We start from the raw sequence: 15,510 nt of genomic DNA, 5'->3' as shown, positions 1-15,510 counted from the left end.
CAGAAAGACTCGATCTTTCTCAAGTCTCCCCACCTTCGCGTTCCGGTCATGCCGACGAGGCAACATGGGGTGAGTTCGCATGCGAACGGAAGACCGCCAAAACGGCCAATGTCGTGAAAAGGGGTTGGATCGCAAAAATTGCTGTAATCGGTCGGCCGGATTATTCGACATAGAGAGTATCAGCGGCACTCGATGCGCAAGCCATCACGGCGATGGTTGCCGCGCGAAGTTGGAGAGGATCCATGCGCGACGATCGGCGACAGCCAAGGTCTCTTAGTTCGGCGGCTCAGGGCGTTGCGGCGAAGGCCCGCTCGAGTCGATATTCCCTGTCGGGCGCGTTGGTCTTGCTCCTGCATTTCGCGCCACTCGTCCACGCCCAGGGCGTCATCGACGTCCTCCCGCGAACCGCGGCGATCAAGCAATCCCATTGGAATGGGGGCGTTCCCGCGACGGACGGGGGGCTTCAGCAAGCCTCGTTTCAGAGCGTCCCCAGCGGTTCCCAGCAAGGAGGGGTGCGACTGGCGGACTATCAGACGTCCGCGACGAATCCCACCAGCTCGGGGATTCAGCAGACCTCGCACCTCTACCACGGGGGGCCGGGGCTCAACGACGGGCTCGATGGGTATGATGCCCTCTACCAGCCGACGCCGGTCGCCAACACGCTCCAGGGCAACCCGAACCTGACGACGTCGACGAACTCGACCAATGGACTGGCGGGACCGCGACTGGATACCACCTACAACTTCCTCCGCGATACCCAGTTCTACGGCTTCATCGAGGAGGAGCAGACGCTGATCATGGCCGGCGGCACGCTGCTGCCGATCCAGACCCCCTGCGTGATCTTCGGTACCCAGGGACTGTTCGGCTATGCCGGCAACGACACCCGCTACAACGACAGCCTAGAATTCTCGATCGACAGCTACCTTGGCTGGCGCTACAAGACGGTCTACATGAAGCTCGACGCGTTCATCGATTGGGAAGAGGAGTACCAGAAGGTCGGTGGTGCGGTCAGCGCGATGGCGAACCTGCCGCTCGTCCGGGTGATGACCCTCGACTTGGCGATCGCCAGCGGGCTTGGCGCCGATAGCTTCGGGCCGCAGCGGGGCGGGATTCGCAATCAACTCAAGCGGGTCCAGACCGCGAGCGTCGACTACCAGATCTACGTCGGTAAGTACTTCTGCCCCTTCTGGCAACTCGGTTGGTCGGGTCGCTACCTGACGTATGACGACACCCTCGACGAGACCTACGGCGGTCTCTTCACCAACCTCTATCTCGGTCGTTTTCGCTTCGGTGGTGAAGTGGTCGGCGGCACGGGAGGGTTGCGGGGATTCGTGACGGCGGCGGTCAACTGGGGCGTTCCCCCGAAACGTCATCCGATGGACCGCCACTACAACGGCGTCGACACCATCGGTTGGGTGACGCAGGCTCCGATCCGCAACCACTCGATCGAGATTCGCGATTCGTTCACCGGCCCGCCGACTCCGCTGCCCTGACGCGGTTGGCGTGGCCGATGACATGAATGATCGCCCGAGCGAGGGTGTCGGCAGCAAGTGTCGGCACCCTCGTCGCGTACCACGGGATTACTACTTCGCGGCGGGGATGTCGAAGCTGACTTCGGTGTCCTTGTCGGGGAAGTCGTGCTTGGTTTCGAATGGCGGAAAGTCGACGTGGTTCATCGAACCCGACTCGACCGGCGGTCCGTAGATGCGAACAATGTAGGGCCCTCCGATCACGCCCATGTTCCGGGAGGTCGTGAACTTGCCGTCGACGATCTCCGCGCTTCCCGAAGGACCGCGATTGCCCGCGCCCGCATCCGGCTCAAACATGACTCGGCCCTTGGGCAGGGGCTTGGTGTCATAGGTCACCGTTCCCGAGACCGTATGCCGACCTGATGAAGTCGGTCCGCACCCTAACGTCAGCAGGCCCAAGACGATCGCCAAGGCGCCCCGTCGCCACGCTACTCTCATCCGTCATCGATCCTTTCGCGCAGTCCCTTAAAAGGGCATCTCCAGCGGGCCGTTGTCGTCGCGGGCACCCAGCGAGCGGTGAATGTTGACGTCCATGTCCTGCGAGAGGAATTGGACGCTGCCATCCGCCATCAGCGCATGACAACCGCCGGGATGCCGACTGCCGAAGGTGCGTCCCACGACCGCTTCGTTGTTCGGTTTGATGGGATCGAGCGGGCCGGTGTAGGGCTGGTTGATCGGTTCAATCGCCGCGAGCAAATTGACGTAGTAGCGCCAATCCCCACGCAAGTAGACGCCCGCCGACCAGAAGCCATGCTTGGTGCTGTTCCCGTCGGGGTGAACCATGTACTTGCTCTCGCCCATCATGTAGGTCTTCGTCGTGCCGTCGCTGATGTCCCGCAGGCCGACGCTCGAATTGACGAAGAAAAGTCCATTGCGGTAGAGGATGAAGTTCGACGTGTTGGTCGCGACGCATCCCGACCCCGTCGGCGTACCGCCCCCGGCGCTGGCGATGTAGTTGGAGTAGTGGCTTCGACCATTGATGTCGGAGGGGCAGTGGAAGAGTGCGTTGGGCTCGAGTTGCTCCGCCTTATTGGGGGAGGAGAACTCATTGTTGATCGAGAAGCCGAGACTCAAATTGAACCTGTCGTAGCGCTGCTGCTGATCGAGAAAGGGAAGGATCAGCACGCTCCAAGGGGCGCGGGCATCGTTGCTCGGCGTCGTTTGCGCCGGGCAGTTCGTGGCGCCGAGGGCGACCAGTCCCGGGGGAAACGCTCCGTGCGACTCGACGTAGTTGTGAAAGGCGGCGCCGAACTGCTTGAGCTTGTTCGAACACTGCATCCGCCGAGCGGCTTCCCGCGCCTGCTGGACCGCTGGCAACAGGAGCCCCACCAACACGCCGATGATGGCGATCACCACCAGCAATTCCACCAGTGTGAACCCCCATCGGAGGTTCCCTCGGTTTGAAAGTCGCATGTCGATTTCCCCCATCCCCCGACGTAGCGGCGACATGGCACATCGGTTGACGATGTGAAACGAGTCGGTTGAGTTTGGTTCGGCCCCAATAGGTTTGGCAATCTCCCACCTTAACGAGCGCGTGGGCCAAATGGAAGGCTCTACCGGTTGGGAAACGGGCACAAACGGGGACTCTGGTCGACGCTGGCGAACCGGGAACCCGTGGAGGCGAGGGAGCCGGAACCGCCACGCTTGTCCATACGTTGCAGCCGCCCAGCGAGGCCATGTCTACTCACCGTCTCCGGGGAATCGACGCGGGGAAACGCTGAATTGGACCGAGTTGCCCTTCATCCGGTCGCCTCCGCGTGGTATGCACACGCCGGTTCCAGGAGCACACTATTTTTTCGAATGGGCCCACGGCGATGACCGAACCGATGACCGTTTTGATCAACGATGCGGTCGCGTGCCGACAGGCTTCGGGGGTCGGCCACTACGCGCTGGAACTTCTCTACCACTTGCCTTTCGTCGATCGCGACATCCGCGCGGTGCGCCTGAGCCAAACCCCGGCCGGATCGTTGCTGCGACGGAAGTCCAAGTCGCGACCGCGCCGCGAGCAGCAGGGGCCCGCCTTGCGCTCGACGACGCCGGGGGCGCTCCACCAAGTCAAACAGCGTCTGCGCTCGAGTCTGCGCTACATCGCGTCGCCGCTGTACGAACGCTATCTCGATTGGGCCGTCGATCGCGAGGCGCGCACGCTCTTTCACGAGCCCGACGCGACGCCGCCGACATGCCAGGCGCCAACGGTGACGACGATCAACGACCTGTCGGTCCTTCTCTTTCCGCAGTGGCACCCGCGTTACCGGGTCGAGCACTACGAGCGCCGGCTTCAAACCGGAATCGAGCGGACCGACTACTACTTGGCGATTTCCTCGGCGACCGCCCGCGACATGACTCGGTTGCTCGGGATCCCCGAGAACCGGATCTCGGTCACGCCGCTGGCGCCGCGCCGTCACTTTCGGGTCTTGCCCGTTGCGAGCGTCGAACGTGCCCGCAAACGACTCGAGTTGCCGCGCCGATTCCTTCTCTTCGTGGGAACCATCGAGCCCCGCAAGAACGTCGAGGGGCTTCTGCGAGCCTATGGACGGCTCGGCAATGCCATCCGGTCGAAGTTTCCGCTCATCCTCGCCGGGGGATGGGGATGGCACAGCGACGCGGTGCGCGAGATGCTGCGTCAATCGCCGTGGCGCGACTCGGTCCGTTGGCTGGGCTATCTCGATGACCAGGATCTCGTGGCTCTCACCAATGCCGCCAGCGCCCTGGTCTACCCGAGTTTCCACGAGGGCTTTGGCCTGCCACCGCTCGAGGCGATGGTGTGCGGCTGTCCCGTCGTGACGTCGAACCGGAGTAGTCTTCCCGAGGTCGTCGGGGACGATGCCCTCATCGTCAATCCCGAGGACGAGGAAGAACTGACGCAGGCGATGCGCGAGATCGTCAGTCATCGGGAGTTGGCCGACGAGTTACGCCGTCGAGGCTATCGACGCGCCGCCCGCTTTTCCTGGGAAGAGACCGCTCGGCTCACCGCTCGCGTCTATCGCCAAGCCGCCGGGTTGGAAGAGATCTACGAGCAGCCCATTCCGTGGCGTCGCAGTGCGTAGTCGCGTCGCCGGTGGGCGCCATCGTCGTGACTCTTCGGCCGCGAAGCGGCGGGCGAGTATAGCCTGGCACGTGAGTGCCAGGTTGGTACGTCGCAAAGCGCGAGCCCCGGCGGGGCGATACCTCTTTAGTCGGCTGCCGCGTTGCGGCTTTAGGCGAGTAGGGATCGCGCTGCAGGTACTCGTTCGCGTCTTCCGAGACTTCTGACGGCTGCGCCGCACCGGTAGCGAAGCAACCGGTGCTAGCCCAAAATTACAGTGTCGGTAGTGAAGCAACCGGTGCTAGCCCAAAATTACAGTGTCGGTAGCGAAGCAGCCGGTGCTAGCCCAAAATTACAGTGTCGGTAGCGAAGCAGCCGGTGCTAGCCCAAAATTACTGTGTCAGTAGTGAAGCAACCGGTGCTAGCCCAAGTTGGCCGTGCCGCGCGGTCTTACTCGACGACGTATTTCTGTAAGTAGCGCCGGAACTCGAGTTCGAGCTCCTGGGGCGATTTCCCGAAGGCTTTCCTGAAATCCGCTCTCCGTTCAGAGGGAGAGTAGGGAGTCATCGGCGGACGATCATTGAGGATCTCGAGATACCTCACGTAGCGGGCCCGATGGGATTTGGCGAGATAGTACGTCAACGCCCAAGCTTGGGCGTACGCGTTGTCGGCCGTCTTCTGATCGAGGAAGATCTTGTCGTCGATGACGAACTTTCCCAGAGGCACAAGCTGGTTTGGGAAGAGTGCTCGCAGCCGGTCGCGCCGCTGCCGATTGATCTTTCCAACCCCCCACCAACCATCGTCGGTTTCCATCTCCAGCGTTTCGAAGTACATCGCGAGGCCCTTGATCACCCAGGCCGGACCGAGGACGTCTCGACGACGCAATCCGGTGTTGTGCGCGACTTGCTGAACCGCTTCGTGCACGATCGTCGCCATGATCTGTTGATGAAGCCGCTCCGCCAGCGCGATGGCCTCGGCGGAGTCCTTCTCCCGGAGCCGTTGGAGATGGGCCCCGGCGTCGCCTCCCAAGGGATCATAGACGACGATCTGATTCGAGCTGGCGACATAGAGGCCGGCCGTGCTCTCCGCGACCGATCCGAGCCTTGCGGACATCGCCTCGAGATAGTCGCCGCGCGATGGGTAGACCACGATGATCAGCGGGTAGCGGGGTTTGGCGATTTTGAACCCAACGTTGCTTCTGAAGAAGTTCGTGAACGCGGCGTAGACCTTCTCGGCGAGGGTCGCGATCTCACGCCCCAATTCTCGGTCGCCTCCATTGGCCACCAGATAGTGCTTCGTGTCGACAAAGCGAAAGCGGGGGCCAAGTTGCTGACCCAGCCGTCGCTTGAGTTCCTCCTTCGTGTAGGGAGTCACTTCCTGGCGGGTGCGAATGCGCTCGAAGACCTTGGTGCCGGGAATGATGTGGTGCCGGCCGTCACGCGTCTCGAAGAGAACGCTTCCCTGTTCGTCGTCGGCGAGCACGAGTCCCTCGACGGTGACGCGCTCGCCGGCCGACTCGTAGGTGATCACGTCGGCGCTCGCCGAGAGAGCGAGACCGGCAAGGAGGGCCAAGAGAGGTGGGATTGGGCGGGCGGACACGTCGCGGTTGGCCTCTGTCTAGCCTTTGCCTACGGGGAATCGGCCAGTGACGTCCGAGCGGGGTTGAGACCGTAGGGCAGGTTTCAACGGCGAACGACACGACTGATGAAGCGTCGGAACTCGAGTTCCAACTTCTCGGGGGGCTTGCCGAATGCCTCGCGGAAGTCGGCGAGCCGTTCTTCCGGAGTGTATGCGACGAAGGGGTCGCGATCATAGAGGATCTTCATGTAGTTCGCGGACGCGCGCGGTTTCGACTTGATCAAGAAGTAGGTGAAGGCCCACGCCTGGGTGTAGGAATCGGAGACCTTGTCGCCCTTGCGAAAACGTTCGTCATCGACGACCAACTCGGCGAGCGGGATCACCCGATCGGGGTACATACGCGAGAACTGCTCGAGCTGGGTCGGATTGATGTCGCTCGTGCCGCGAGTGCCACCCCCGGCCTTGTGGGCGGCGGTTTCGAAATACATCGCCAGGCCTTCGACCAACCAAACGGGGTTGCCGACGACGCTGCGCTTGTGGAGCCCGGTGTTGAAGGCGACCTGGTGGACGGCCTCGTGAATGATCGTTTCGACATCGCGATCGAGCAGGGCCGGCCGCACCTGGTCCGAACGACTCGAATCCTTGCGGACCGAACGAAGCCCCGCGGCGACGTTGCTGCCACGCGAGTCGTACATGTACATTCGGTTTGGGCCCGGGCGATAGACGCCGACCGACGACGAGGGAGGCAATCCCTTGTCCTCGTAGAGCAGCTTGACGTACTCCGAACGCGATCCGCAGACCACCGCGACCAACGGACCGCTGGGACGCGTCAGACGAAACCCGCCATGACGTCGAAAGTGGTTGTGAAAAGCGGCGTAGGCCAGCTCGAAGAGGTTGGCCGCCTCGCGCGCGAACTCGTGGCTGCAACTATGACAGACGAGGTAGTTCTTCGTCTTCAGGAACTTGAAGTTCGGTCCTAGCTGCTTTGCCAGGGCGGCTTGGAGCTGCCGGCTCGTGTAGGGCCGGACCTTCGACCGCGAGCGCTGGTGATCGACGATTTCCTTGCGGTCGAGGAAGTGATATTGGCCGTCGCGCCCCTCGAAGACCAGGTGTCCCCGAGTGTCCTCGAAAAGCACGGTTCCCTCGATCGATTCCTTCTTATTGTCGGCGAGGGTGGTGATGACGTCGGCATGCGCCGCCGGGAGAGCGACCAACGCGAACGCCAGACACAGCCAGAGCCGACTCTTGAGACAGTCTCTAGATCGGCACGGCCCTTGCATCGGCCTCTCACGCTTGGAGACGGGGGACTGATCCTGCGAACGCGATGTCACGAAACCTCCGCGGACGATCACTTCAAGACGACTCGTTTCATGTAGCGTTTGAAATCGACCTCGAGCTTCTCGGGCGACTTGCCGAAGGCGGTCCGAAAGTCGGCGAGTCGCTCCTCGGGCGTGTACTCGACCATCGGTTCGCGCTCGTAGAGAATCTTGAGATATTTGATGTATGACTTGGTTTTCGACTTCGCCAGGAAGTAGCTCAGGGCCCAAGCCTGGGCGTAGGCATCGTTGGCGGTATCGGCTTGGCGAAAGACCGTGTCGTCGATGATCATTTGCTCGAGCGGGATCAGCCCGCTGGGGTACATCTTTGAAAACCGCTCGAGTCGCTCGCGGTTGACCTTCCCGGCTCCGCGCCAACCCCCTCGGGCATCGCGGTCGGGAGCCTCGAAGTACATTGCCATCCCCTCGACCAACCAGAGCGGGTTGAGGACATGCCGCTTGTGGAAGCCGGTGTTGAAGGCGATTTGGTGCACCGCTTCATGAATGACGGTCGAAATGTTCTGTTCTTGAAGCAAAAACGCGAAATTCTGCGCTTGGCGGGCGTTTGTTTGCGCGATTCGCTGCAAATTCTGTCCAGTTTGGCCCCCGGTCGCGTCGTACATGTACATCCGATTGGTCCCAGGCATGTAGACGCCGGCGGTCTGGGCCGCGAGGGGGCCGAGTTCCTTACTGACCAGGTCGATGTACTCCGAGCGCGAGGCGCAGACGATGGCGATGAGCGGGAACTTTGGCTTTTCAAAGCGAAAGCCCCCGCGGCGCCGGAAATAGTTGGTGAATGTCGAATAGGCCCGCTCGAAGAGCGTGGCGGCTTGGCGGGCGTAGGCCTGATCGCCGCTATAGCAGACGAGATAGTTGTTGGTCTTGAGGAACTTGAACTGCGGGCCGAGTTCTTCTTCCAAAGCCCTTTGTAGGTCACGGTTTGAGTACGGCTGGACCTCCTCGGCGGAGCGTTGCCTCTCCAGGACATCTCCCGATTGGAGGATGTGATGCTGGCCATCGCGACCCTCGACCAAGAGTCCCCCTCGGGAATCCTCGGCAAGGACGTTTCCCTCGACGGTTTTTCGTAGTCCATCCTGGGAAAATGTAATGGTATCGGCTTGGGAGAGCGAGAAAATAGTTATCGAATAGAGAGTTGCAAGAATGGCGGCGGAGCGGGACGTAGGAGTCATGGCGTCGATGACCCTCTCGGAGACAGGAGATCAGGGACTGGACGTGGTTCCAGGACTGCCATCGAGTCTACCTCACGCTGTCGCGGGGATGCCAACAGTTTTCCGGTCACTGGATTTCGTCTCGATGGAGGAGAAATGGGAAGGGTGTTTGGAAATCTGAGAAAACAATGTCACATCGGGGGGGCATGCACGTTTGTGGTGTGTTCGCGACAAGCGATGCTTGCTTTTTGAAAGTTCTGGTTCTATGATCGAGACGCTGGGTAAATACAGACTTTTCGTTCTGTAGGGCTTGCAATAGGGCAATGCCACCCCAGTCGTCAGCCGACAAAGGAAGAAAGGGTGACGTCGCGAGCTTCTGGTCGGGTTGACACCCCATTGTCGCCCCGTTGGATGCCAGGTTCCCCCGCGACCCGCCAAAGGCGTCACCTTGGGTTTCTATTCCGTCTGTCGCATTGAGCCGAGTGGGCTCGGCGGCGTCACGGACCAACCAACGTTTGGGCTGCAAGAGTAACCCTGCCGTTTCGAATAGTCACTGAAAGCCAACATGGGGCTCGTTCCCCTTTTCCCCTGCGCTGGAGGATTCGCCATGGAGCGGAAGATTCGTGGGACTTGGATGGATGATCCGGCTCACTTCCGTCGTCGGAGTCGTCGTGATTTCATGTACGTCGGACTCCTCGGCGGTCTCGGGCTGACGCTGCCCGAGTTCCTCCGGATGGAGGCGATGGCCGCCGGAACGGATCTCGCCGCCAAGGGAAGCGCTCCCGCGAAGTCGGTGATCCACATCTACCTTCCCGGTGGAGCCGCCCAGCAGGAAACCTTCGATCCGAAGCCGCATGCTCCCGTCGAATACCGGGGCGACCTGAAGTCGATCGAGACCGCGATCCCAGGTGTCCGCTTCAACCAGTACCTGCCCCATACCGCTAAGATCGCCAACAAGATCACGGTCTGCCGCGGCATGAGCCACAGTGAAGCCGCCCACGAGCGTGGCACCAGCAATATGTTCACCGGCTATCGCCCCAGCCCCGCGCTCGAATACCCGTGCATGGGCAGTGTCGTCTCTCACGAGTTGGGCGCCCAAAAGGGCCTGCCCCCGTACGTGGCGATTCCGAACATGCCGCAGTCGGCTCCGAAGAACGGCTACCTCAGCTCCGCTTACGGCCCGTTCAGCGTCGGTTCCGATCCGGCGTCGAACAGCTTCAAGGTCCGCGACCTGAACCTGCCTGGCGGGATCGATGACAGCCGCTTCACCCGTCGTCGCAACCTGCTCGACGCGGTCGACGCTCACTTCACCGGCTCCAAGCCCGCGGACAACGTCGGCGCGATGAGCTCCTTCTACGAACACGCCTACAACCTCGTCGGCTCCGTTCAGGCCCGCGAGGCGTTCAACATCAATGCCGAGCCCGACGCGGTTCGGGATCGTTACGGCCGCAACCAGGCCGGCCAGCGGATGCTCCTGGCTCGTCGTCTGATCGAGGCCGGCACTCGCTTCGTCTCGCTCACCTACGGCGGTTGGGACATGCACGGGCGCATCCGCGACGGTATCGCCCGTACCGTGCCGCCGCTCGATCAAGCCTTCGCGACGCTCATCCTCGATCTCGAGGAACGCGGACTTCTCGATTCGACGCTGGTCATGATCTCCAGCGAGTTCGGACGGACCCCGAAGATCAACAAGGACGCCGGTCGCGATCACTGGCCCAAGGTCTTCAGCGTGGTGCTCGCCGGTGGTGGAATCCGCAAGGGCTGCATTTTCGGCGAATCGGACGCGATCGCCGCCGAGCCCGATCACGATTCGCTCTCGGTCGAGGATCTCGCGATGACGGTCTACAACCGGATGGGCATCGACGCCAGCAAGGAGCTGATGGCTCCCGGCGATCGCCCGATCGAGATCGTCAAGGATGGTAAGGTCGTCGACGAACTCATCGTTTAAGAGGAACGCTCTCGATGATGTACGCCAGAGATTCTCGAAAGATGGCGAAGGGGACCGGGTTCCTCTTCGGGGTTCTATCGCTCTTCTCGTTGACGCTTGTTGCCGAGGCGGCAGCTCCCGAAGTTTCGCGGGTGACGCCTCCCGGTGGTCAGCGAGGGACCGACGTCGAAGTGAAGGTCTCGGGGCAGCGTCTGGCCGACGCCGAAGCCTTGCTCTTCTCGAGCCCAGGGATCACCGTCAAGAAGATCGAGCCCAATAAGAATGGGCGCGACGCCAAGGTGACGCTTTCCATCGCCAAGGACTGCGAGATCGGGGAGAACCCGTTCCGCGTCCGCACCAAGACGGGAATCTCATCGCTCCAAACCTTCTTCGTTTCCACCTTGCCGGAAGTGATGGAGCAGGAGCCGAACAACAACCTCGAGGAAGCCAAGCCTCTCGCCGTCGACTCGGTCGTTTCGGGGACGCTTGGCAACGAGGATATCGACTACTACGTGATCGAGGCGAAGAAGGGACAGCGGATCAACGTCGAGACCGCCGGGCTTCGAGTTGCTCGCTCCTTCCTCGACCTCCACGTGACGCTCATGGATGAGGGCCGTTTCGAGTTGGCCACCGCCGACGACACCGCCCTCCTGCGTCACGATCCGCATTGCGGCGCCATCATCCCTAAGGATGGCAAGTACTACGTCGCGATTCGCGAGTCCGCCTACGGTGGCGGCGGTCGTCCCTACCGGCTCAGCGTCGGGACTTTTCCGCGTCCCACGGCCGCGTATCCCTCCGGCGGACGTCCGGGTGAGGAGCTCACCGTCAAGATGCTCGGCGATCCCGCCGGCCCCTACGACGCGAAGATCAAGCTTCCCAATGTGGCCGGCCCCGACACCGTCGCGATCGTCCCCGAGAAGGACGGCAAGCCGGCGCAGTCGCCGATCTGGGTCCGCGTCGCCGATCAACAGAGCGTGCTTGAGGCCGAGCCGAACAACGACGCCAAGCAGGCGCAGAAATTCGACATCAGCTCTCCCGCCGCGGTCCACGGCATCATCTCGGAAAAGGGCGACACCGACTGGTTCAAGTTCGATGCGAAGAAGGGGCAAGTCATCGACTTCCGCGTCTTCGGTCGTGGCTTGCGGTCGCCGCTCGATTCGGTCCTCGACATCTACAACGCCAAGGGGCAGCGGGTCGCGGGCAACGACGACTCGGGAGCTCCCGATTCCTATAGCCGCTACCGGATTCCCGCCGACGGCGAGTACATGTTCCGCGTCCGCGATCACTTGATGGCTGGCGGCGCCGACTACGTCTACCGGGTCGAGGCGACGCCGGTCACCCCGACGATGAGCATCGTGGCGATGCCGATTCAGCAGCGGCGTCGTGACGCCGACCGCTTGGCGGTGCCGCGTGGCAATCGTTCGATGGTGCTGCTCCGCGTAGCTCGCAAGGACTTCGGCGGCGAGGTCAAGCTCGACGTCGGGGACCTGCCCAAGGGCGTCACCGCGATCAACACGGTGATCAGTGACAAGACCGATCGGGTTCCGCTCTTGATCGAGGCGAGCGCCGATGCTCCCCTTGAGGCGGCCCGTATCAAGGTCGACGCGAAGAAGACCGATCCGAAGCAGCCGGTCACCGGCCACTTCGACATGCCGATCAACTACGTCCTCTACAACAACAATCAGCCCTATTACCAAGTGCGATCCGAGCGGTTCGATATCGCGGTGGTCGACGAGGTTCCCTACAGCATCGAACTCGAGCAGCCCAAGGCGCCGATCGTTCAAGACGGGGCGACGAACCTGAAGGTCAAGGTTCATCGCAAGGGCGACTTCAAAGGGGACGTTCGCCTCTACCTTCCCTTCCGTCCGCCGGGAGTCTCGGGAAGCGCGAGCATCGTCGTCAAGGGCAACCAGAGCGAGGTCGACTACCCGCTCAACGCCAACAACAAGGCGTCGGTCGGCACCTGGCCGGTGGTGGTGATCGCCGAGTCGAACATCAATGGCACCGTTCAAGTCGCCAGCAAGCCGGTCAACCTGGAAATCGCTCCGCCCTACGTCAACGTCAAACTACAGATGGCGGCGGCCGAGCAAGGTCAACAGACCGATCTCATCGCGAAGATCGAACAGAAGAAACCTTTCGAGGGTAAGGCGAAAATCAAGATCATCGGGCTTCCCCATAAGGTGACCGCTCCCGAGAAGGAGTTCACCAAGGACGCCCCGGAGGATCTCGCCTTCCCGGTGACGATCGATGCCACCAGCCCGGTGGGCAATCACAAGGCCCTCTACTGCGAAGTGACCGTCACCGAGAACGGGGCTCCGGTGATTCACCGCCTCGGCCGTGGTGGCGTGCTTCGTATCGACCCGCCGCCAAAGAAGAAGCCGGTCGCCCAGAAGAAGCCCGAGCCCAAGAAGCAGGCGGCCCCCGTGAAGAAGGAGCGGCAGCTCTCGCGTCTCGAGAAGTTGAGACTCGAAGCCAAGCAAGCCGCTCAAACGAACTGATCCGCGAAGTATCCAAGAGAAGGGGATAGGCGTGGTCCGTACCGCCAAATCGCTGTTCGTCGCGATCGCTCTAGGAAGTCTCTTCGCCGGCACCGCTGTCGCCGAGGAAAAACTCGCGATCTACCCGGCCGACGTCAACCTGACCAGCGCGAATGACTTCCAGTCGTTCGTCCTGCAACGGACGCTGCCCGATGGAGTCACCCTCGACGTGACCTCCAATGCCAAGCTATCGATCGCCGATCCCAAGATCGCGAAGCTCGAGGGCAACATTGTTCGGCCGCTCGCCGACGGGACAACGGAACTCGTCGCCACCGAAGGGGGCGCGACGCTCAAGATTCCCGTCTACGTCAAGGGAGCCCAAGCGGCCCAGCCGATCAGCTTCAAGCTCGACGTCGTCCCCGCCCTGACCAAGGCCGGCTGCAATAGCGGCTCCTGTCATGGCGCCTCCCGAGGCAAGGACGGCTTCCGCCTCTCCCTCTTCGGCTTCGATCCCGATGGCGACTACGATCGGATTACCCGCGAACTCCCCGGACGTCGGCTCAATCTCGCGGTCTGCGAGGATAGCCTCTTGCTGCAAAAGGCGGCCGGTCAGGTCGATCACACCGGTGGCGATCTGATGGATCCCGACGGGAAGCTCTACCAGTCGGTCCTGAAGTGGGTCGAGATGGGGGCCCCGAAGGACTCCGATAAAGTCGCCAAGCCGGTTTCGATCGAGATCATGCCCTCACGTGTCGTGCTCGGCGGGCCGAACGCTACCCAACAACTCGTCGTTCGCGCTCACTACTCCGATGGCACCGACCGCGACATCACCGATCTCGCGATCCTGATGAGCAACAACGACAACTCGGTCTCCGTCGACGAGACGGGCAAAGCGACTTCCAAGCAGCGCGGCGAGGCTTTCGTGCTCGCTCGCTTCGACGCTTTCGCGGTGACCAACCAAGTCCTCGTCGTCCCGACCCAGCCCTTCCAGCCGAAGAAGGAATCGGGGGGCAACTACATCGACGACTTGATCACCACGAAGCTCAACAAACTCCGCATCGAACCCTCGGAGATCTGCACCGACGAGGAGTTCCTGCGTCGCGTCTCGATCGACATCGTCGGCCAGATGCCGACCCCCGAGGAGTACGCGAAGTTCCTCGCGGACAAGCGGCCCGACAAGCGCAAGCACTTCGTCGACGAACTGCTCTCCCGCAAGGAGTTCGCCGAGATCTGGGTGATGAACTTCGCCGAGGTCTTGCAGATTCGCTCCAGCAACCAGGTCAGCCCCAAGGCGACGCTCCTCTTCTTCAACTGGCTCGGCGAACGAATCGCGGCGGGTGACCCGCTCGACGAGACCTTCTACGACCTGCTGACCTCGACCGGGGGAACGTTCCGCTCGCCCGGCGCGAACTTCTACCAGAACGAACGCGACAAGCTGAAGATCGCCGAGAATGTCGCCCAGGTCTTCCTCGGGATGCGAATTCAGTGTGCCCAGTGCCACAACCATCCGTTCGACCGCTGGACGATGGACGACTACTACTCCTTCGCTTCGTTCTTCTCGCAGATCGGCCGCAAGCCGGGCGAGGATCGCCAAGAGAACATCATCTTTAACTCCGGCGGCGGCGAGGTGAAGCACCCCGTCGGTGGTCGAGTGATGAAGCCGAAGTTCCTCGGCGGCGAGACGGCCAACACCGCCGGCCGCGATCGCCGCGAAGTGGTCGCTGAGTGGATCACCTCGAAGGAGAATCCCTACTTCGCCACGAACTTGGCCAACCGGATCTGGGCCCACTATTTCGGGCGTGGCATTGTCGAGCCGGTCGACGATGTCCGGATTAGCAATCCGCCCTCGAACCCGGAACTGCTCGACGCCCTGGCGGGCAAGTTGATCGAGTACGACTACGACCTCAAGAAGTTCGTTCGTGACATTTGCACCTCGAACGCCTACCAGCGTTCGAGTAAGCCGAACGACTCCAATCGGCTCGACGAGAGCAACTTCGCTCGCGGCAACGTCCGTCGCGTCAAGGCGGAGATCCTGCTCGACTGCATCAGCCAGGTGACCGACACCGAGGACGACTTCTCGCGTCTGCCGAAGGGAGCCCGGGCGATCACCATTCCCGATGGTCGCACCAGCACCTACTTCCTGACGACCTTCGGACGGGCGAAGCGGGAAACGGTCTGTGCGTGCGAGTCGCTCACCGACCCGACGCTCTCGCAGGCGCTACATATGCTCAACGGCGACACCACCAACAGCAAGATCCAGCAGGGCAAGTTGGTCGAGAAGATGCTCAAGGAGGGCAAAAAGCCCGAGGAGATCATCGAATCGCTCTACGTTCGTTGCTTGAGCCGCAAGCCGACCGAGGAGGAGCGCAAGCGTCTGGGCACCGCGCTGGCCGAAGCCAAGGACGATGCTCAGAAACGGGTCGTTCTCGAAGACATCTTCTGGGCATTGCTGAACTCGAAGGAATTCGTGTTCAATCACTAAGCCGTTT

10 protein-coding genes are annotated in these 15,510 nt (G+C 61.8%); 5 read left to right on the top strand and 5 right to left on the bottom strand.

Going from position 1 to position 15,510, the window contains the following annotated elements:
- Positions 1-242 precede the first annotated feature (242 nt).
- Positions 243-1,493 (top strand): hypothetical protein, encoded by a 1,251-nt coding sequence (locus Pan216_RS24065; protein ID WP_145262149.1) that lies wholly within the window; start codon positions 243-245, stop codon positions 1,491-1,493.
- Positions 1,494-1,583: 90 nt separating this feature from the next.
- Here the strand turns inward: Pan216_RS24065 and Pan216_RS24060 are convergent, their stop codons facing one another.
- Both Pan216_RS24060 and Pan216_RS24055 read right to left on the bottom strand, forming a co-directional pair.
- The gene (locus Pan216_RS24060) at positions 1,584-1,967 is read right to left on the bottom strand and encodes a hypothetical protein (protein ID WP_145262147.1); all 384 of its coding nucleotides are present in this window, start codon (positions 1,965-1,967) and stop codon (positions 1,584-1,586) included.
- Positions 1,968-1,994: 27 nt separating this feature from the next.
- Positions 1,995-2,942 carry a DUF1559 domain-containing protein gene (locus Pan216_RS24055; RefSeq protein ID WP_419192924.1) on the bottom strand — a complete coding sequence of 316 codons (948 nt, stop codon included), beginning with the start codon at positions 2,940-2,942 and terminating at the stop codon, positions 1,995-1,997.
- Positions 2,943-3,343: 401 nt separating this feature from the next.
- Between Pan216_RS24055 and Pan216_RS24050 the strand changes: the two genes are divergently transcribed.
- A complete protein-coding gene (locus tag Pan216_RS24050) occupies positions 3,344-4,576 on the top strand; it encodes a glycosyltransferase family 4 protein (RefSeq protein ID WP_145262143.1) in 1,233 nt (410 codons plus the stop codon).
- A 428-nt stretch (positions 4,577-5,004) separates the two neighbouring features.
- Here the strand turns inward: Pan216_RS24050 and Pan216_RS24045 are convergent, their stop codons facing one another.
- The 3 genes from Pan216_RS24045 to Pan216_RS24035 all read right to left on the bottom strand — a co-directional run bounded on the left by Pan216_RS24045 (position 5,005) and on the right by Pan216_RS24035 (position 8,638).
- Positions 5,005-6,153, bottom strand: a complete 1,149-nt coding sequence (locus Pan216_RS24045) for a DUF1570 domain-containing protein (protein ID WP_145262141.1) — start codon at positions 6,151-6,153, stop codon at positions 5,005-5,007.
- 83 nt (positions 6,154-6,236) lie between these two features.
- On the bottom strand, positions 6,237-7,463 hold the full coding sequence (locus tag Pan216_RS24040; RefSeq protein ID WP_145262139.1) for a DUF1570 domain-containing protein: 1,227 nt from the start codon (positions 7,461-7,463) through the stop codon (positions 6,237-6,239).
- 17 nt (positions 7,464-7,480) lie between these two features.
- Positions 7,481-8,638 carry a DUF1570 domain-containing protein gene (locus Pan216_RS24035; protein WP_145262138.1) on the bottom strand — a complete coding sequence of 386 codons (1,158 nt, stop codon included), beginning with the start codon at positions 8,636-8,638 and terminating at the stop codon, positions 7,481-7,483.
- A gap of 586 nt (positions 8,639-9,224) precedes the next feature.
- On the opposite strand from Pan216_RS24035, the gene Pan216_RS24030 reads away from it, so the two are divergent.
- Genes Pan216_RS24030 through Pan216_RS24020 form a run of 3 tightly spaced genes read left to right on the top strand, consistent with a single transcriptional unit; the run spans position 9,225 to position 15,503 of the window.
- Complete coding sequence (locus tag Pan216_RS24030) at positions 9,225-10,565, top strand: DUF1501 domain-containing protein (RefSeq protein ID WP_419192923.1); 1,341 nt, start codon at positions 9,225-9,227, stop codon at positions 10,563-10,565.
- Positions 10,566-10,579: 14 nt separating this feature from the next.
- Positions 10,580-13,042 carry a PPC domain-containing protein gene (locus Pan216_RS24025; protein WP_145262136.1) on the top strand — a complete coding sequence of 821 codons (2,463 nt, stop codon included), beginning with the start codon at positions 10,580-10,582 and terminating at the stop codon, positions 13,040-13,042.
- 31 nt (positions 13,043-13,073) lie between these two features.
- Positions 13,074-15,503 carry a DUF1549 and DUF1553 domain-containing protein gene (locus tag Pan216_RS24020; protein WP_419192922.1) on the top strand — a complete coding sequence of 810 codons (2,430 nt, stop codon included), beginning with the start codon at positions 13,074-13,076 and terminating at the stop codon, positions 15,501-15,503.
- Positions 15,504-15,510 lie beyond the last annotated feature (7 nt).

Source organism: Kolteria novifilia (genome assembly GCA_007748055.1).
GTDB lineage: Bacteria > Planctomycetota > Planctomycetia > Kolteriales > Kolteriaceae > Kolteria > Kolteria novifilia.
The sequence above is the reverse complement of the archived record's forward strand: the minus strand, read 5'-3'. Positions and strand labels throughout refer to the sequence as shown.

What these genes read in the sequence shown, in the direction of transcription:
- Pan216_RS24035 (WP_145262138.1), bottom strand. Translation starts at nt 8,638, where the DNA reads ATGACTCCTACGTCCCGCTCCGCCGCCATTCTTGCAACTCTCTATTCG.
- Pan216_RS24030 (WP_419192923.1), top strand. Translation starts at nt 9,225, where the DNA reads ATGGAGCGGAAGATTCGTGGGACTTGGATGGATGATCCGGCTCACTTC.
- Pan216_RS24065 (WP_145262149.1), top strand. Translation starts at nt 243, where the DNA reads ATGCGCGACGATCGGCGACAGCCAAGGTCTCTTAGTTCGGCGGCTCAG.
- Pan216_RS24060 (WP_145262147.1), bottom strand. Translation starts at nt 1,967, where the DNA reads ATGAGAGTAGCGTGGCGACGGGGCGCCTTGGCGATCGTCTTGGGCCTG.
- Pan216_RS24055 (WP_419192924.1), bottom strand. Translation starts at nt 2,942, where the DNA reads ATGCGACTTTCAAACCGAGGGAACCTCCGATGGGGGTTCACACTGGTG.
- Pan216_RS24025 (WP_145262136.1), top strand. Translation starts at nt 10,580, where the DNA reads ATGATGTACGCCAGAGATTCTCGAAAGATGGCGAAGGGGACCGGGTTC.
- Pan216_RS24050 (WP_145262143.1), top strand. Translation starts at nt 3,344, where the DNA reads ATGACCGAACCGATGACCGTTTTGATCAACGATGCGGTCGCGTGCCGA.